Below are 19,511 nucleotides of genomic sequence, written 5' to 3' on the forward strand. Positions count from 1 at the left end.
ATTAAATCGTTACGCTTCGTATAAACAACTCTTTGCATTTAGCTTATGAAAAGAATTTTTGTCCTGAGAGGAATGTATTCGATAAATGGCGCAAAACAGTGCTGAACTCAAATACTCACTCGCTACCATACGCTCTCCACAACACCGCAGAAAAGCTATGATCCCATTCGCTATTATATGAATCCCATAAATAAACTAATAAATCAAATTAGTTTCTGTGCACCTTACTTCTCTTAGCCAGAAAATGATTGAAGAGTAAATATAGAAATCCCATAAGAAAAAAGAAGAACAAAAGCATAGTCCTACTTTTTCATCCCTTCTGTTCATACACATTGCCTTTACGCTTTTTTTTATCGCATTCTTTAATCGAGCTATGCCCCTCAGCAAAACAGAACGCCATTGTGTTGCCAATACACGCGCTTGTTTTAAAGAAACATCCCTCAAAGCGCCCACCACCCATTTCACGGGGCGCTCATGAATGGTGTAACGTAAAATCTCTTGAGCACTGCCATCTTTACCACTTATGAAGGAGTAATCCGACACTATCATTCTCTTTTCCAGCTCCTTATGTTGCTACAATCCTTGCATTGAGATGGTTCATAAAAAGAATTTTTATTCCTTTCTAAATAATTTTATTCCCACACAAACCCCGCTTTTGACGTGCAAGTGAATGGTTTTGATTGATTCAACATAAACGGATTTGAAATGAGAAAACCTTATAGTATCAGGGGATCTTACCCAACATGAAAAAGATTAATTATACTTATAAAACAATATCTTATATACATTTTTAATATAACTATTATCAGCAATAACTTATGTATTTTCACCCCATTTAACAAGCTCAACTGTTCTGATTATAGCATTTCAGTTCTACCAAAGTAGAGACAAAAACGTAAAATTTTTCTCAAACCATCCTACACAACATGACTCTTATGGATCAAATTTTTAGTTTATGTCTTACAAAATCTTCTCTCTCATACTGACCTTCTTGATAGGCTATTGCACAATCGATAGTCTGCAAGAACAAGGATGTGAGAACAGGAAAGACGATATCAGCCCTTACAATTTTACTATCATAGTCTACGTCTATAGTTCTTCATATACTCTTCCAAAACTGGATGCCAAATCCCTTTCTGGTACTAGTTTCTATAACATTAGGGATGCTACGTCATTTTTCATAAATGAAGCGACCAAACATCATTCATCTCAGAAGTAAAAGAAAAAATCTCCCTATTTTTAAATAAAATCAACTTTTTCAACAAAATAAAGTTTTGAAACCATCACATGCATCTGAGAGAATTATCTTCAAATAAACGCCAAATCCGTTACCAATCTTTGGCGAAGGTGATACTTCTCTCTGATAACAGATTGTTCCTTACAAGTGAAATGTTACTAGCATCCAATTTGATCAAATCTTGGGCTTAGTTGCACAAAACCTAAGTAGAAGAAAAATTCCTATAAAAGAAATATCCGTTTCTATTAATCTTCTTATAACTTAAGCATTCTCTGGCAAAGTTTTCGTCTTAACCTAACTTTTGTTTGAGCTTATAAACCTCTGAATCACATGGAAAAGCACGTGATTTAACATCATCCGCATAATTCTTGATCGCCGTTTCTACCTCCTGTTCGAGCATACCATACCGGCGTACAAATTTAGGTATCCAAGTGCCATAACCTAACATATCCTCCATTACCAATATCTGCCCATCACACTGATTAGATGCACCAATACCAATGGTAGGAATAGAAAGCATCTGTGTAAGTTTTACTGCTAATGGTTCTACAACCCCTTCCACAACAACAGCAAAAGCACCAGCCTCCTCAATCGCCGCCGCATCCATTTCAATCTGTTGCCAATTCCTTTCACTGCGCCCTTGTGTCTTAAAACCACCAAAACAATTCACAGCTTGGGGTGTAAGACCGATATGTCCCATAACTGGGATACCGCGTTTACACAAAAAGTCTATCGTTTCTGCTATATAAACACCACCTTCAAGTTTTACTGCACCACACCCTGTTTCTGCAAGAATACGCGATGCATTGGAAAAAGCCTGTTCTGGACTTTCTTCATAAGAACCAAAAGGCATATCAACAACAACAAGAGCCCTCTTAGCCCCACGCATAACCGCCTGCCCATGCAAAATCATCATATCCACACTTACTGGAAGCGTTGTCTCAAACCCATGCACAACCATACCAACGCTATCACCAACTAAAAGAAAATCACAATAAGGATCAGCAATCCGCGCATTGTAAGCCTGATAAGCCGTTAAAGAAACTATTGGTTCTTGCCCTTTTTTTGATCGTATTTCAGAAGCAGTAATACGCTTTGCAGTCTTATGAATACTCATTTTTAGCCCTTCTATTGCAATATATATTGATCAATAAGCCTAACATCACCAAAGCGGACAGTTAGTAATAAAACTGCGGGTTTATTCAACCTTCCCTTCACAATAGATAAAGTTTTCATATCCCGAAAATCTATTGCTTCAATGATCGCGCGCGATTCTTGCTGTAAAGTATCCCGCACAATTTTGCATAATTTATCAACCGAACGTTCTCCTTGGCGATAGAGATTTTCAGCAGCGTTACCACTTTCAGGAATAATTTTTGCCGCTTTACGATCTTCTAATGTTAAAAATTGATTACGGGAAGAACTTGCTAAACCATCTGCTTCGCGTAAAGTAGGCACTCCAACAATTTCAATAGGAAAAGCTAAATCTTCAACCATACGACGAATAATCGAAATCTGTTGAAAATCTTTTTCTCCAAAAAAAGCCTTATCTGGCTGAACAATGTTAAAAAGCTTCGCAACAACGCTGGTCACACCATAAAAATGCCCTGGACGCAACTTCCCTATCAACATATGTGACAATTTCTCTACCTTTACAATTGTCTCATTTCCAGGTGGCCACATTTCCTCTACAGAAGGTGCAAAAACATATTCAACACCTGCTTCTTTTAACAAAGCACAATCGCCCTCTAAATCTCTCGGATATTTATCAAAATCCTCATGAGGACCAAATTGCTTGGGATTAACAAAAATAGAAACCAATATTCGATCACACATTGCCCTTGCTTGCTGTACTAATGCAAGGTGCCCCTTATGCAATGCTCCCATAGTTGGAACAAAACCAATCGAAAATCCCAGACGACGTTCTTCTATGAGACATTGGCGTACTTCAGGAATTGTTTTTAAGACTCTCATCTTCATTTTCTATTTATTTTTTCAAATCAATAAACTTATGCTCACATCCGAACATGTACTACCCATCTATTTCGACAGAACCAATCGAAAGTCCTACTCATCGTCCTTCTGCAACACACTCCTCAGAAATTGTTTTTAAGATCGATATTTTCACACTCTATTTATTATCTTCAAATCAACAAATGAATGCTTGCATACGGAATCGCCGTTCAAATAATTGAAGCAAACTTATACGCACCGATGGCTGTTTTATACTTCGTGGTTCCCAGATATGACGCATTAAAAAGAAACCTGTTAGAATAAATCCATTCTTTATGTCACTAAAATCAACAGGACGAATAGTTCTTTGCACAAGAAACTGGGGTAAATTTAAGAGCTTTTCCCTCCAAGGGTGCCCTGCTTCCTCGCATACAGCACGTCCTGATTTTGGCGATACATAACAAAGTTTTTCTAAGCGACCTGTTGCAGCACAACGAGATAAATCCAGACCGAAGCCAAGTTCTTCAAGAAATCGCATTTCAAAACGTACAAGCAATTCAGCGTTTATAAACGGCTCATCAAAATTCTGTATAAACAGATGTAAAATATCATATAAAATAGGATGCGGATCACGCTCAGGAAGAAGACGCAAATGGAAAGCGATTAACTGCAAAGCATAAAGTGCCTCTGGTAAAAGAATTAATCGCGCAGCATGTAAATCAAGCGCTTCAAGGCGAAAAAGTCCTAAATGTTCATCTAAACGTGCCCACCATTCAGCCTCTACAAAATTTCCAGGTTGAAGAAGAGCCGCCATACGATGCGAACGTCCTCCTTTTACTACTCCCATATGACGCCCATGCTGACGTGTCATTACTTCAAGAATAACACTTGTTTCACCATATTGGCGTCTACCAAGAATAATAGCTTGTTCTTTCCATTTCATGTTATTTTAAAAATCTAGTCCCATTTCACGATAACGTTCTGGATCGCTATCCCAATTATCACGCACTTTCACAAAGAGAAACAGGTGAACTTTCTGATCCATGATTTCCATCAATTCTTTGCGTGCTGCCTGACCAATTGCTTTAATTGTATCGCCTTTCGCTCCTAGAACAATTTTTTTCTGACTATCACGCTCGACATAGATAACCTGATGAATTTTAACTGAACCATCTCGGCGCTCTTCCCAGTTTTCTGTCTCAACTGTTGAAGAATAAGGAAGTTCGTCGTGGAGACGAAGAAAAAGCTTTTCACGAGTAATTTCAGCAGCAAGCTGACGCATAGGCATATCTGAAATTTGATCTTCTGGATAATACCATGGTCCTTCCTGCATCATTGCGCTTAGCGCATGAAGCAAATCCTTGCAACCAGAGCCATTGAGAGCTGCAATCATAAATGTTTGCAAAAACTTTACGTGTTCATTAATCTCAGCTGTTAAGGCTAAAAGGGATGACTTAGCAACTGTATCAATCTTATTAAGAACAAGAATTTTATCTTGTTTCATATTCGCTACAATATCTAACATCTTACAAACTTCATCCGAAAGACCATTCTGAGCATCAATCAGAACTAACAGGACATCAGCATTCTTAGCACCTCCCCAAGCAGCGGACACCATCGCGCGCTCTAACCGCTTATGAGGAGAAAAAACACCTGGTGTGTCAATCAATATAATTTGCGCGTCATCATGAATGACAATACCTCGGATTAAAGTTCGCGTCGTTTGCACCTTATGCGTTACAATTGAAACCTTCGTTCCAACTAACTGATTCACCAATGTTGACTTCCCAGCGTTAGGCATTCCAATGAGGACAACAAAACCAGAACGCGTTTTCATAACGTCATTCATGATCCGCTTTTTCCATTGTTTCCCATATGCCTTCTCGTCGTAAAATTTTTTCAGCTGCCATTCTTTCAGCACATCGTTTAGAATTTCCTTGTCCAATTTCAGACGCAAAACCAGGAATGCTTACCTCTACCATAAAAACAGGGTCATGATCTGGACCAGAACGTTTTACAACCTGATAATGTGGTTGTACACCACCTTGTACATGCGCCCATTCCTGTAACTGTGTCTTGGCATCACGCCGGCCAGCTTCCATCTGCTTTGCTCGACTTTGCCAATATCTTTGAATAAAGGGGCGAACACTCTCCAATCCCCCCTCAAGATACATTACAGCAATCAAAGCTTCAATCACATCAGCATACATATTTGTCAGCCTGCGACCCTTTAAGTTTTTCATTTCAAAACCAACATGGATCATACTAGGCAATCCCATTTCTAGCGCAATATCAGCACATGTCTGCGCATTCACCAAACCATTTAAACGCACCGACAATTCACCTTCACTGGCCTGGGGAAAAAATTGATACAGCATTTCTGCAATCAAAAGCCCAAGAACCCGGTCACCTAGAAATTCCAGTCTTTCATAATTTCCCTGTTCTGAATCTTGTACACTTGAATGTGTTAACGCTTTTTTTAATTTCTCTTTATTTTTAAAGTAATGCCCCGTTAGCTTTTCAAGCTGATCAATCATTGGAAGCTTCATTATTGATTCCTTGCTTGATAAGCGGCAAATCATGAACAGTATTAATAAGAGAAAATAAACGATTCCAACGCACATCAAATGGCCAACGCCAAATCTGCCAAGCACTTGAACCATTACTGATAGAGAAAAAAATCACACTTGCTCGACCAATAAGATTTTCTTCTGGAACATATCCCACATCCAAACGACTATCGTCTGAATTGTCACGATTATCACCCATCATAAAATAATGACCCTGTGGCACTTCAAAGACCTTTGTGTCATCAACTTTCGGTATAAAAGCTAAATCAAGTGTATCGTAGCTAACACCATTTGGCATTGTTTCGCGATAAACATCAACAGGATAATCAACCTCTGTTATATCAGAATTTTCAATCTTGCCCAAAAAGTGGCGTACAACCGGTTCATCATTAACATAAAGGACGCTTTGACGAACTTGTATACGATCACCGGGCAGCCCAACAACACGTTTGATATAATCAATATCCGGATTACTCGGTAAACGAAAAACAACAACATCTCCACGCTGAGGTTGAGATGCGAAGATACGTCCGGAAAAAAGAGGAGGAGAAAAAGGCATAGAAAAACGAGAATACCCATAGGCATACTTAGAAACAAACAGGTAATCTCCCACTAGCAAAGTAGGACGCATAGAACCAGAAGGAATACTGAAAGGCTGGAAAAAAAGTGTACGAATAAACGCTGCTAACAACAAAGCCTGTATCAAAACGAAAATAAATTCAAGAACTCCGTTCTTTTCTTTATTCTTATGCATTTTCTCTTTCTGAATCATCATCAACTGCCTTCCCATCACAAATATAACTTTGTTTATCATAATGTTTCAAATAGCAAAAGTACAATCTCCCACGAAACCTATCCACGTGGAAGTGCTTCGATAATAATAAATGCTTGCGCCCAAGGAAAATCATCCGTCATGCTAAGATGAATGACAGCATCGTGATAAGAAGGCAATAACTTTTGAAGTTGTATTTGCGCACGATTTGTTAATTTCATAATTGGTTTTCCAGATGGCAAATTGATCACCCCCATATCTTTCCAATTTACACCGTAAGCGATTCCTGTGCCTAAAGCTTTAGCACACGCCTCTTTAGCAGCAAATCTTTTGGCGTAAGAAGAAGATTTTTTGGGAAAATTTTCAGATCTGTTCCGTTCAATATCTGTAAAGATACGTTGGATAAAACGATCGCCATAACGAGACAACATTCTCTCAATACGTCTTATATCAATCAGATCACTGCCAAGACCAACAATCATAAAATATCACCGGAATTTTCTTGCCACAAACGCTTTTTTTTGTAATCTGCTGGTATCTTTTTTGTTGAAAGCGAGTGATTGCTCTGTAAGCACCTATATAAGATAAACTCCCAAAAATAGAACCTAAAAGAGTACCGCCTAAGATCGTTGGTCTCATGATTGATTGCCATGCACCCTTGAAAAGAAGAGAAGAATTTGAAAGCGTCAAACCATCAAACAGAGCACGAATTTGAGAAAGAGAAATCTCATTTACATTACTAAAAAGTGATAAGCAGAAAGAGCCCACCTTATAATCAGCCATAATAATCAGCAAAAATGTAAGGGGATTAGAAAAAATCGTACCAATAATCGCTGCGGCAAAATTTGCGCGCAAGATCCAAGAAAAAAATATCGCCAAAACGATATGCATGCCAAAGAGAGGCGAACACGCTAAAAAAATGCCTATAGCAAACCCCAAAGCAACTTTATGGGGCGTTGCTGATATACGCAAAATGCGTTTACGTATGTAACAAAACGAGCGAGAAAATGAACGACGTGGCCATAACCAAAGTCGAATACGCTGTACAAAATCTATTGGTTCTCGACGACGAAAAAGCATATGATTCTTAATATATATTTTTTGATAATAAAACAATCCGTATAATTCAAATTAACTCCTCCAAGCTTTTGTGCAAAAAAATAGAAAGACAATTAAATATTTCGACTTCCTGGCTTGACCGCTGGAAGTGCGGCAAGTTCAGCAGGAAGAGCATCACTAGCATAAGATGCTATCTCATATTCAGCAAGTGAAATCAACGGAACTCCGACATCAACCTTACCGCCAGAACGATCAAGAATACATGCGCTCGCCAATACATCTGCTCCTGCTGTCACCAGAGCCTCAATCGTTTCACGAATAGAAAGACCTGTTGTCACAATATCCTCAACAATGACAACCCGTGCGCCTTTCTTGATTTCAAAACGACGCAGCTCAAATATGCCATTTACACGCTCTACCCAAAGAGAAGGAATACCAAGATGACGTGACGTTTCATAGGAAGGAATAAGACCACCAATTGCGGGACCAACTACATAATCAATTTCTCCCTCGACAGATTTTTTGATTTTTTCAGCCAATCCACGACATAACTTCTCCGTCAAATCAGAGTGCATAAACACTTTTGCCTTCTGCATATAAGTAGCACTATGACGGCCTGATGTTAAAATAAAATGCCCTTCTAAAATAGCCTCTGCTTGCTTAAAAATATCAATCACATCTTGTGTATTCACTGCAAAATCTTCCTTTTTCATCCATGAACTCGCCTTACTGTATTCACCGAACCGGCCTCTTTTAACTGAGAAAAAATACGATTCAAATGTTTTAAATCCCACACTTCCAGATCAATCATAATTTCTGTGAAATCCGGTGCTGTCCGGATAAAAGATAAATTTTGAATATTTGCATCATTAGCAGAAATCACTTGCGTAATTTCAGCCAAAGAACCGGGACTATTAACAGCCAAAATATTAATCCGAGCAGGAAAACGTTCACTCATTTGAGCATCAATATCCCAACGGATATCAATCCATCGCTCAGGCTGATCATCATATGCCATCAACGCCGAGGACTGTATCGGATAAATAACGATCCCCGCCCCTGGTTGCATAATACCAACAATCCGATCTCCTGGCACTGCCCCTTCAGGAGAAAATCGTACAGGAATATCTCCACGGGTCCCTCGAATAGGTAATGCTTTGGATTGATGCTTCTCTGTCGTTGAATCCTTTTCATTTTCTGGAACTTTGAAAATCATACCTTGAGCATTTTCAATGTTAAACCAACCCTCTTCTCCAGGTTTAAAAGAGGACTTTTGGACCACACGGTGATCTTGATAATCAGGATAAACCGCTTTAATCACATCAGCCGAAGGCAATTCACCACGCCCAACAGCAGCCAATACATCTTCCACATCTTTATGTGCCAAACGTGGCAAAACTTGCTTAAGAACGTCTTTTGAAAATTGTTTTCCCATATATTCAAACGAACGTTCGAGTATACGATATCCCAACCCTGAATATTGCTTGCGCACTGCTGTGCGGGTGGCTCGACGAATGGCTGAGCGTGCTTTACCTGTTACAACAAGAGATTCCCACGCTGCTGGTGGAATTTGAGCTTGTGAACGTATAATATCAACTTCATCACCATTTTTTAACTTTGTCATTAAAGGCATAATACGACCATTGATTTTCACTCCAACACAAGAATCACCAATGTCGGTATGGACTGCATAAGCAAAATCAATAGGGGTAGCGCCTTTTGGAAAGGCAATTAATTGGCCTTTTGGAGTAAAACAAAAAACTTGATCTTGAAAAAGCTCAAGCTTTGTATGTTCTAAAAACTCCTCTGGATTATCTCCATCCGACAAAGATTGAATTGTTTGGCGTAACCATGCATAAGCATTGGTCTCATTCGATAACTTCGAAGTCGAATGATTAGAACCGTGATCTTTATAAATAGAATGTGCAGCAACACCGTATTCTGCAATTTCATCCATAGCAGCAGTTCTAATCTGTAGCTCTACCCGCTGCCTCGAAGGCCCTACAATCGTTGTATGAATGGAACGATAATCATTCTGTTTCGGAATAGAAATATAATCTTTAAAACGACCAGGTACCATGGGCCAAGTAGTATGAATAACACCAAGAGCACGATAACAATCATTCACTGTTTCAACAATAACCCGAAATCCAAAAATATCGGATAATTGTTCAAAAGATAACGCCTTATTTTCCATTTTGCGAAAGACGGAATAAGATTTTTTTTGACGGCTTTTAACATCTGCTTTAATGCCATTTTCGGAAAAAAGTTTTGTTAGTTCATTTTCAATCCTAGAAAGTAAATCACGGTTACGCTTTGATAATTCAGAAAGTCGATTAGTAATCGTACGATACCCTTCTGGATTTAAATAAAAGAAAGAGAGATCTTCTAACTCCTCGCGCATATCCTGCATACCCATACGCCCCGCAAGTGGCGCATAAATATCCATGGTTTCCTCAGCAATTCGTTGACGTTTTTCATCACGCATAACACCAAGGGTACGCATGTTATGAAGACGATCAGCAAGTTTCACTAAAAGAACACGAACATCATCAGAAATGGCGATAAGAAGTTTGCGGAGATTCTCCGCCTGTACTGCCTTCTTCGATACAAGATCAAGCTTATTAAGCTTTGTTAGCCCTTCAACCAATTTACCAATTTCAGAGCCGAAAAGCTGATCAATTTCAGCCCGTGTAGCACTTGTGTCTTCAATTGTATCATGCAAAAGGGCAACGGCAATTGTTGCTTCATCCAACCGCATATCCGTTAAAATAGCAGCAACTTCTAAAGGATGAGAAAAATAAAGATCCCCCGAAGCACGCTTTTGGTGACCATGCTTGCGCATTGCATAATCATAGGCCCTATTTAAAAGAGCCTCATCCACGTCAGACTTGTAACGTTGAACACGCCCAACAAGCTCACACTGACGCATCATACGAGCATATCCTTTATCTTTTTACAAACCTAACCTTATTAAACATGAAGATTTCATCAATAAAAGACCAAAAAATAACCGCTCTCGCATGACAACGTATACCCGCTCTCGATAATATAAATTGCCGCAATTAATAATCGTCACTCTTCTCTGGAACAACCAAACCTTCGATACCTGCTAAAAGCTCCTCTTCAGACATATGATCGAATGAACCTCTCTCTTCTTCCGAAGAAGTACCCAAAACACTTTCAGTTTCACTTGAATGAGTGATAAATTCGCTTGCCATTTCTGGCTCATCTACTTCCACATGCTTTTGCAACGAATGAATAAGATCCTCTTTCAAATCAGCAGGAGAGAGCGTTTCCTCTGCTATTTCACGCAAAGCAACAACGGGATTTTTATCATTATCACGATCAACCGTAATCTGGGCACCCTGTGAAATTTGACGCGCCCGATGTCCAGCTAAAAGCACCAATTCAAAACGATTATCGACTTTATCAATACAATCTTCTACCGTTACACGGGCCATTTATGCCTCTTTCTTAAAGATTAAAAATTTCATAACGAGTATCAAATATATACAATAATCAAAATAAAACACAAGAAAAACAACACAAACTTTAATATTTTTTATTCAAAAGCTTATTAAAGAAAATTCTTGGAAGCTTTATAAAAAGCGCATAACCTCTTTGAGATCATTATCAGTACCACTTAAAAAAATTCAAGAAAAGCTTATTCAAAAAAGAACTCCCCTCATTTGACAAAATGACTCGCTTTAGAGACTTTGTCTTTAATATAGGGAATATCAACCATTCTAAATTCTTAAAAGTTCCTGCGTAAATCACAACAGTTTTATGTACACTTTTTATGATAAAATATTTATTCAGAATAAAGGGTTTTTATCCCATTAACACCTTAATTCATCGAATACATCACTAAAAGAGTGCTTCTCTTTGTAAAATAACCGGCCAATGATTTTCTGTTAAACTCTCTTAAAAGAAGAGCGCGTGATTTATTATTATAGGTTGTTTACAAAGACACAATCGGTCATAAAGCTTATAAAAAACTGGAAAAATGTCTATAAAATGATTGATAGCTTCTCACATGAATAACCAATTAACATCGCTTTGCCCAGAACCACCGCAAAACTGCAATTTATGCCCACGTTTACACAAATTTATCTCTGACTGGCGTGTAAAAGAACCGAGCTGGCATAATGCTCCTGTGCGTCCATTCTTTCCCTATAAAGGGGCAGAGACAACACGTCTTCTCATTGTCGGTCTTGCTCCTGGATTACGCGGCGCAAATCGAACTGGACGCCCGTTTACTGGTGATTATGCTGGATACCTGCTTTATTCTACTTTGAAAAAGTTCGGTTTTGCCCAAGGAACATTTGAAGAAAGAGCTGATGACACCCTTGAACTGATTGATACGGCAATTGTGAATTCAGTTCGTTGTGTCCCCCCAGAAAATAAACCTACTAGTGCAGAAATTAACACTTGCCGATATTTCTTTTCACCTCTTTTAACAAATCTTCCCAAACTTAAAGCTGTTATCACCCTCGGTACCATTGCACATCATTCAACACTTCGTGCCCTCAATGCAAAAATTCTAGCCCATCCCTTTGGACACGGACAAATAAACAACATCGGCAGATTACGCATCTTCTCAAGTTATCACTGTTCACGCTATAATACTAACACTGGTCGCTTAACGGATGCCATGTTCCATCAGATTTTCGAAGCAGCAAAAACATATCTCGATCACTGCTGACATCTTCTTAAAAGCGTTATAATAAAGGACATACAAACCAGTCCTGTCATCCATATCTTTTTAAAAGTCTTGCTTTTTCACGCCCCCAATCACGTTTCTTTTCCGTTTCACGCTTATCATGAAGCTTCTTCCCACGTGCCAAAGCAATCTCTAACTTCACGCGCCCTCGTTCATTAAAATAAAGCTTAAGCGGAACAAGTGTCATTCCTTCACGAGAAGTTGCATTAAAAAAACGCGCCATCTCACGTTTTGAAATTAATAATTTACGCAAACGACGCGGCTCATGATTAAAACGATTAGCCTGCGTATATTCAGGAATATAGCTGTTCACTAACCATAATTCCCCATTCTCAAAGCTGGCATAACTTTCAGCAATATTGGCATGATTGGAACGCAAAGACTTCACCTCTGCTCCCTGAAGTACCAGACCTGCCTCAAGATTATCGAGAATTTCATAATTAAAACGGGCTTTACGATTATCCGCAATTATTTTTCGTACTGGCGCGTTATTTTTTTTGTTCATGGCTACAGTATATCACTTCATTCTTTAAGCAAACCTGCATGGTGCAAAGCTGCATCAATAATCTGCTTTGTGGTATCCGAAAGTGGAACAATGGGTGAGCGAACACCAGCGCCACAAAGCCCTAATTTTGCAGCGGCATATTTAATACCGGCAGGACTTGGTTCAATAAACACCGCACGATTGAGAGGCATGAGAAGATCATTTAATGTGAGGGCTGTTTTATAATCACCACGCAAACAAGCCGCATGAAGCTCTGCACAAAGTTTTGGAGCAACATTGGACGAAACAGAAATACACCCCACACCCCCATGCGCATTAAAGCCTAATGCTGTACAATCGTCACCAGAAAGCTGGACAAAATCTGTACCACACTTTTCACGTTGTTCACTGGCACGTTCAATTTTGCCAGTTGCATCCTTCACACCAATGATATTTTTAAAATCGCGACAAAGATCTTTCATCGTCTCCCCAGCCATATCGATCACAGAACGACCGGGAATATTATAAATTATAATTGGGATCGAAATCGCTTTCGCAATAGAGGAAAAATGTGTGTATAATCCCCTCTGATTAGGCCTATTATAATAGGGAGTGACAACCAAGACTGCATCTGCACCTGCTTTCTCTGCATGCTGTGCAAGCTCTACAGCTTCACTTGTGCTATTTGAACCTGCTCCAGCAACAACTGGAACACGCTTAGCAACCTGCTCGACACATAATTCTATAATCCTCTTATGTTCTTCATGAGTTAATGTTGGTGATTCACCCGTTGTACCAACAGGACTTACACCATGAATACCCTGCGTAATCTGCCATTCGACAAAATTGCAAAATGCTTTCTCATCAATAGCGCCATTATCATCAAACGGTGTGATAAGCGCGGTCACAGCTCCCTTGAGCATGATAAACTCCCTGTAATGTTCGCTTTATTTTTTAAAATCGCCTTGTATAAATTGCCCCTGATAGAGCATAATCTTGCTCTCTCACTGAAGCAAGATGAATTTCATAAAAGCTTTTACAAGATCAGCATTTCTCTCCTTTAATTCCGAAAATTTCTTTAAAATATCAGTCAGCATTAACGCGTTTTTCATGCTTGTATCCTATAAAGATTTGAGTGTTTCAAAAAAGTAAGCTCTCAAGGTCTTTATCTCTATGCATGCATTCTTCGCCTCTTTTTTCGTATCAACCTTTACTGCACTTATACTTGAAGCAACAATTTTATTTTCAAGTGCCTGTGCACAAACAACTGTTTTACACCAAAAAGTACCAATCCCTCTGGTTCGCCCTACCGTCTTTGTCATAGACAAAGAAGATATAAAACCTTTTAGACAGATTCACACAACAACCCATAATATTCTTACATTCAATAACACTTCCACACTCAAACAACTTAAAGAGGGCTTAGATGCACTTTCAAACAATAATATTGCAAAAACGATCAGTCTTCGTAATGCAATGGAAAAGAACAACCTTGATCGGCATATTTTGACATGGGCAATCGGGATATCAAGCCAAACCAATGTGCCCAGCTCTGAAATATTCAGTGCAATCAATGAATTAAAAGGATGGCCAGGCATAACTACGATGCAACGCAATGCTGAACTTGCTTTTATCAATGAAACACATTTGGCGTCGGTGATTATCCAAAAATTTACTCATCATTTACCGCTTACAGCACAAGGTATGGCAACATACGCTAAAGCACTTATCACAACTGGGCAAACTGCTCGTGCTCGGCAAATCATTGCGCCATGGTGGTATAAAACGAAGCTCAACGCACAAGAAGAGGAGTTTGTTCTTAAAAATGCAAAGACAGCGTTACAGCCTATTGATCATCTAAAACGCATGCAATTTATGCTTTATGCAAATCGGTTTGATGCAGCTGAACGCGTTGCAAAATTAGCTCATGCTCAATCTCTTTTAAAGGCTTTTGTTGCAGTTGAAAAAAATGATCCTCAAGCAGCACAAAAATTACACGCTGTAGAACGATCCTGGAAAAAAAATCCCCTCCTCCATTTTGCTCACGTTCGTCATCTTCGTCGAACTGGACAATATAATGAAGCCGCAATACGCATGATGAGAATACCAAAAGATATCTTACGTCTTATGAACCCTCACGCCTTATGGAAAGAACAACGCGCCCTTTCTCGCGAAATGCTCGATCTAAACAAACCTAAAATTGCTTATCAACTCGTTGCAACACATATTGCTATGCCCTCTTCATTGGCAGTCGATGCTGAATTTCATGCAGGATGGTATGCACTACGGTTTCTTCATAATCCTCAATTGGCAATGCAGCATTTTTCCCGTATTCCTCAATTGTCTTCTGCACCTCTTTCCGCATCGCGTGGGTACTACTGGATGGGACGAACAGCGGAGATTCTCGGTGAACATACAAATGCCCAGCATTATTTTCATCGCGCTGCCCATTTTGGTGCAACTTATTATGGTCAAATAGCGGCTTCACGACTTAATCAAAAGGAGCTCAAAATCTCCTTTCCCAAACCAACAATCGCTGAGCGACAACGTTTTAACGCGCGAAAAGCCATTCACGCAATTCAACGTCTTGAATCAGCTGGTTATGCTGATCTTGCTAAAATTTTTTATAGAGAACTTGGAGAAAAGATAGAAAGTCCTGGTGAATTAGCTCTTCTGGCTGTTATGGCAGAAAAAAATGGTGACTATTATACAAGCCTTAAAATTGGGAAAAACGCTGTTGTTCAAGGGAAAAATGTCGGTGCACTATCCTACCCTCTCGGTGCTATAGCAGCCCCTGCCAATATCCCCGTAGCAGGAAAAGCGCTTATCTATGCCATCGCACGCCAAGAAAGCGAATTTAACCCAACAGCCATATCAAAAGCAGGTGCAAAAGGTATCCTCCAATTACTCCCCGCTACAGCAAAAGAACTTGCAAAAAAGCATGCAATCACTTGGTCTCCCAAAAAATTCAGCAGTGATGCCAGCTATAATGCTATGTTAGGTGCCCATTTTATAAGTGAACAATTGGAACGTTTTAATGGATCTTATATATTGACCCTTATTGGTTATAACGCGGGCCCGCGTCGTGTTAACGAGTGGATAAAGCGTTATGGTGATCCTCGAGGACAACCCCTTGATAAAGTTATCGATTGGATTGAACGCATCCCCTATACAGAAACACGTAATTATGTGATGCGTGTTATGGAAAATTATGGAGTCTACAAAGCAAGACTCACCGGAAAAACAGACATAAAATCTGATCTCCTTTCCGGTCGATGACAATGAGAAAACCTCGACCCAAGAAAAAATAGTTTGTTCCGTTTCATTAAATTATAGACCACAACATCATAGAAATTGTAAACATGAGAAGTGTAAAATAACCAAAAAAAACCTTTAACATCAGCTAAATATCAAAGATACTCGGATAATTTTATTCACTTTTGATGGGGGGGGGGTGGAAAAGAGCCAACACGTTGAAGTGCCATCATGGCTAATCGATCAAGTTCTGGATCACCAGCAGAAACTATAATACGACTAGAAAAAATATTCCCCTGTTCGTGCACCTTAAATTCTAACTTCACTGTTCCTTTTGCACCACTGGTACGCTGTTTTACAACATAATTTTTTTGCTTTTCCAATTGTTCCTGTACTTTTGCCAACCATTTGACCAACACTGCGTCCTCAAGGGCTGCTATACGATTGATCTGACTAGTGTTAGAAGAACGTGTCTTTAAAGTGGAATGTTTTACTAAAGTCTTGAGTATCGGTTTTTTAATGAGTTTATGCTCCACTTTTGCAGGAAGAGATTCTTCCAAAGGTTTGAGAAGTGAAAAATCATCTTTTTCTTCATTCTGTTGAGGCTCTTCGGGTTGAACTTCTTCTTCTGATTCCAATATCTCTGACTCTTGCTCTGGAAGATCAGGCTGCAGCACTTCTGGCTCTGTACTTACATTCGATAAATCTGCATCAAGATCTAGCGTATTTGTATCGATATCTGGAAAGACAGTTTCTTGCACAAGAGTCAGCATAATCGTAGAAGAAAGCTTGCCATTACGGACACCAGTACTCGAAAAATAAAACTGTGCTGCTAATGCTATATGCAAAAGGGAAGCGCCCAAAAACGCACCAATCCACAGAGCTAATAACCGCCTTGTACCTGAAAAATTCATCACTTTTTCCGACGCTCTTCTAAGCTTAATATTGGTGTTCAATTTCATTAAAACAGGCTATTTTGAAATTGCAACTTTTTTCTTGACTGTTTTTATCATGTTTAATATGGTTTTCTGGTGATTTTGTGCTAACGTCAAATCATTTCTGCTTGGCTGGCTAGTTTTGATCAGTGAGTCAAGCGTTTTTATATGTGGGTTTAAAACTTAGAGGGGGTGTTTAACAAAAGGTTATGATGTGTTATGCGAATAAGACAAAAAAATATCTATAAAAGTTGTGTAATTTTAAGTGCACTATCAGTCTATATCCCTTCATTTGTTCTCGCACAGAGCAGCAATTTGGATGGTGTAACTGAACTTAAGCCCATTATTATTAAAGGGAAAAAATAGAGGACGTTTCCAATTCGATAACCGTTTTGACCAATCGTAAAACTGCTAAAGATATTGATGAAAAACAAATAAGTGATGTCCATGATGTTAGTCGTCTAAATCCTTCCATAAGTTACAATTCGAGAAATAATGGTTTTGTAATTCGTGGTTTAGATGCAAACCGTGTTCTCACAACAATGGATGGTATTGTTCTTCCATGGATTGATGATATATTGCGTGGGAATAGTGGAAATACAACGTTTGATTTTAGCGCCCTTTCCACATTTGATATTATTCAAGGATCCGATTCGAGTCTTTATGGATCTGGCGCTCTGGGAGGGGTTGTTGCTTTGCGTACCCTTAATCCTGAAGATCTTGTTCCTGAAGAAAAGAATTGGGGTAGTCTTGTAAAGGGTGGTTATGATTCTGTTAATAAGAGTTGGCGTATCAATCAAGCTTTTGCTGTGCGTAATGATCAAACGTTCTTGCTTTTCCAAGGTTCTTATACAAAAGGTCATGAGCGCAAAAATATGGGAACCGTAGGGGGGTATGATGAGCGTACACGTAAAAACCCCACTGATTTTGACCAGAATAATTTACTTTTTAAAGTTCATCAATACTTCAATGACAACCACAGACTTGGTTTTACAGCCGAGCGCTTTCATTATGATAGAAGCACGCATTTATTAAACATAGGCAGCAGGTATGTTCCAGGTTCTGTTTATGAACAAGATAGCAAACGTCGTGAACGTCTTTCTTTTTCTTATAATTACAATGGCAACGGAGATGCACTTTTTGATGCATTTCGTGGACAACTTTATTGGCTAAAACAATCAAATAATGATATTACCACCGGTGTTCGTGTTAGAGCGCCAAAAGGAGATTATCTAAGGGATAATCTTGTCAATAATACTAATTATGGTTTAAATGTTTATGCGCAGAAAAAAGTGAATATTGGTACTATAAACGACACGTTAAAGATTTCTATGGATGCTCTGTCATCTCAGTGGCATCATTATTTGCTAGGCAAAGATAATTGTCATTTGAAAGAAAATGAACGCGGATGTCTCTTTATTCCTGCTAATCGATCAGATTCACCAGATACGCATAGCTATAATTTTGGTTTAGTTTTTGAAAATGAAATTGGTTTGGCGGATAATCATTTCCGTGTAACACCTGGAGTTCGTTACGATTGGTATAAGTATATCCCTCAAAGAACCTCTTCTTATCAGAAAGCTCTCATTTCAGATCCTTTCCCTCCTGAAAGAGATGGTTCACACTTTTCTCCTAAGTTACGCGTAGAATGGGATGTTCGTAATCAAGTAACATTGTATGCTCAATGGGCACAAGCTTTCCGTGCACCGCGTGTTTCAGAACTTTACATCTCCTATATCAAACCTTCTGCTTATTATGTAAAAGGAAATCCTGATCTTAAAGAAGAAACAAGCAATGGATATGATGTCGGTATACGATATGGAAATGCAAGTTTTGGTGGTTCACTCAGTGCTTTTAGCAACCAATATAAGAATTTCATAACGACTGAAGATAGAGGACCTTCAGAAGAATTTAGATTTGCGCGTCGACACTATGTCAATCTTTCCAATGTTCGTATTTTTGGTGTTGAAACAAAAATGCATTGGGTTCTTAATAATGGTTTTCACAGCAATTTTGCCCTTTCCTACTCGCAAGGAAAGGACCTTGACAAAGATGAGTATCTGAATTCAATCCCACCTTTGAAAGCGATTATTGGATTAGGGTATGCAAGAGAAACTTGGGGGGCAGATGTTGTGGTCACTTCATCTGCTAAGCGTGATAAAGTTGCTAAAGGTTCTGATTATCAAAAAATTCCGGGCTACAAGGTTGTTGATATCTCTGGTTGGTGGAAACCATTCGGTGAAAAAGGTCTTGTTATAAAAGCTGGTGTTTATAATCTCTTCAATGAGAAATACTGGAATGTATCAGATCTTCCTGATGGAAAAAGTTCAACACCAAAAGATTATTACAGCCAGCCTGGTCGTAACTTTAAGGTGTCATTCGTGCAAAGGTTTTAGTCAATTCTGTTAACCATTGGATTAGTATAAAATTATATTGATAAAAGGGTAAATTATTGTGTTGTTCCTCAAGGTACAAAGGTTTGAAAGAGGAACTTTAACTGCTACTGATTTATCTGCTTTT

General features: G+C 38.9%; 15 protein-coding genes and 3 pseudogenes. 3 read left to right on the forward strand and 15 right to left on the reverse strand.

Annotated features, from left to right (window positions below):
• Window positions 1-337: 337 nt before the first annotated feature.
• From BN200_RS09510 to rpoZ, 12 genes and pseudogenes are all read right to left on the reverse strand, one after another.
• Window positions 338-610 (reverse strand): annotated as a pseudogene (locus tag BN200_RS09510) (Arm DNA-binding domain-containing protein); the annotation flags it as partial.
• A gap of 916 nt (window positions 611-1,526) precedes the next feature.
• Window positions 1,527-2,354 (reverse strand): 3-methyl-2-oxobutanoate hydroxymethyltransferase, encoded by an 828-nt coding sequence (gene panB / locus BN200_RS00750; protein ID WP_019220489.1) that lies wholly within the window; start codon window positions 2,352-2,354, stop codon window positions 1,527-1,529.
• 11 nt (window positions 2,355-2,365) lie between these two features.
• Complete coding sequence (panC, locus tag BN200_RS00755; protein WP_019220490.1) at window positions 2,366-3,211, reverse strand: pantoate--beta-alanine ligase; 846 nt, start codon at window positions 3,209-3,211, stop codon at window positions 2,366-2,368.
• Between the two features lie 175 nt (window positions 3,212-3,386).
• On the reverse strand, window positions 3,387-4,133 hold the full coding sequence (recO, locus tag BN200_RS00760; protein WP_019220491.1) for a DNA repair protein RecO: 747 nt from the start codon (window positions 4,131-4,133) through the stop codon (window positions 3,387-3,389).
• 6 nt (window positions 4,134-4,139) lie between these two features.
• The gene (gene era / locus BN200_RS00765; RefSeq protein WP_019220492.1) at window positions 4,140-5,039 is read right to left on the reverse strand and encodes a GTPase Era; all 900 of its coding nucleotides are present in this window, start codon (window positions 5,037-5,039) and stop codon (window positions 4,140-4,142) included.
• Complete coding sequence (gene rnc / locus BN200_RS00770) at window positions 5,032-5,739, reverse strand: ribonuclease III (protein ID WP_019220493.1); 708 nt, start codon at window positions 5,737-5,739, stop codon at window positions 5,032-5,034. Before rnc ends, era begins: the two co-directional genes overlap by 8 nt.
• Window positions 5,720-6,532, reverse strand: coding sequence for a signal peptidase I (gene lepB / locus BN200_RS00775; protein ID WP_034988812.1), 813 nt, complete (start codon window positions 6,530-6,532; stop codon window positions 5,720-5,722). Before lepB ends, rnc begins: the two co-directional genes overlap by 20 nt.
• A gap of 80 nt (window positions 6,533-6,612) precedes the next feature.
• Window positions 6,613-7,014 (reverse strand): holo-ACP synthase, encoded by a 402-nt coding sequence (gene acpS, locus BN200_RS00780; protein WP_019220495.1) that lies wholly within the window; start codon window positions 7,012-7,014, stop codon window positions 6,613-6,615.
• Window positions 6,992-7,612, reverse strand: a complete 621-nt coding sequence (locus BN200_RS00785; RefSeq protein WP_154645964.1) for a DUF2062 domain-containing protein — start codon at window positions 7,610-7,612, stop codon at window positions 6,992-6,994. Before BN200_RS00785 ends, acpS begins: the two co-directional genes overlap by 23 nt.
• Before the next feature lie 92 nt (window positions 7,613-7,704).
• The gene (gene pyrE, locus BN200_RS00790) at window positions 7,705-8,283 is read right to left on the reverse strand and encodes an orotate phosphoribosyltransferase (RefSeq protein WP_034988814.1); all 579 of its coding nucleotides are present in this window, start codon (window positions 8,281-8,283) and stop codon (window positions 7,705-7,707) included.
• A gap of 17 nt (window positions 8,284-8,300) precedes the next feature.
• A complete protein-coding gene (locus tag BN200_RS00795) occupies window positions 8,301-10,526 on the reverse strand; it encodes a RelA/SpoT family protein (RefSeq protein ID WP_019220497.1) in 2,226 nt (741 codons plus the stop codon).
• A 130-nt stretch (window positions 10,527-10,656) separates the two neighbouring features.
• Complete coding sequence (gene rpoZ / locus BN200_RS00800) at window positions 10,657-11,055, reverse strand: DNA-directed RNA polymerase subunit omega (protein WP_019220498.1); 399 nt, start codon at window positions 11,053-11,055, stop codon at window positions 10,657-10,659.
• A 575-nt stretch (window positions 11,056-11,630) separates the two neighbouring features.
• Here rpoZ and BN200_RS00805 point away from each other — a divergent pair.
• On the forward strand, window positions 11,631-12,299 hold the full coding sequence (locus BN200_RS00805; RefSeq protein WP_019220499.1) for a uracil-DNA glycosylase: 669 nt from the start codon (window positions 11,631-11,633) through the stop codon (window positions 12,297-12,299).
• A gap of 46 nt (window positions 12,300-12,345) precedes the next feature.
• Here the strand turns inward: BN200_RS00805 and smpB are convergent, their stop codons facing one another.
• Both smpB and dapA read right to left on the reverse strand, forming a co-directional pair.
• Window positions 12,346-12,822, reverse strand: coding sequence for an SsrA-binding protein SmpB (gene smpB / locus BN200_RS00810; protein WP_019220500.1), 477 nt, complete (start codon window positions 12,820-12,822; stop codon window positions 12,346-12,348).
• 17 nt (window positions 12,823-12,839) lie between these two features.
• Entirely contained in the window at window positions 12,840-13,724 is an 885-nt protein-coding gene (gene dapA / locus BN200_RS00815; RefSeq protein WP_019220501.1) for a 4-hydroxy-tetrahydrodipicolinate synthase, read from the reverse strand.
• A 250-nt stretch (window positions 13,725-13,974) separates the two neighbouring features.
• Between dapA and BN200_RS00820 the strand changes: the two genes are divergently transcribed.
• A complete protein-coding gene (locus BN200_RS00820) occupies window positions 13,975-16,080 on the forward strand; it encodes a lytic transglycosylase domain-containing protein (RefSeq protein WP_019220503.1) in 2,106 nt (701 codons plus the stop codon).
• Window positions 16,081-16,200: 120 nt separating this feature from the next.
• Here the strand turns inward: BN200_RS00820 and BN200_RS00825 are convergent.
• A pseudogene (locus tag BN200_RS00825) lies at window positions 16,201-16,970 on the reverse strand (energy transducer TonB family protein).
• Between the two features lie 240 nt (window positions 16,971-17,210).
• Between BN200_RS00825 and BN200_RS00830 the strand changes: the two are divergent.
• Window positions 17,211-19,387, forward strand: a pseudogene (locus tag BN200_RS00830) (TonB-dependent hemoglobin/transferrin/lactoferrin family receptor).
• The last annotated feature ends 124 nt before the right edge of the window (window positions 19,388-19,511 follow it).

The organism is Bartonella senegalensis OS02, from assembly GCF_000312545.1.
Lineage (GTDB): Bacteria > Pseudomonadota > Alphaproteobacteria > Rhizobiales > Rhizobiaceae > Bartonella > Bartonella senegalensis.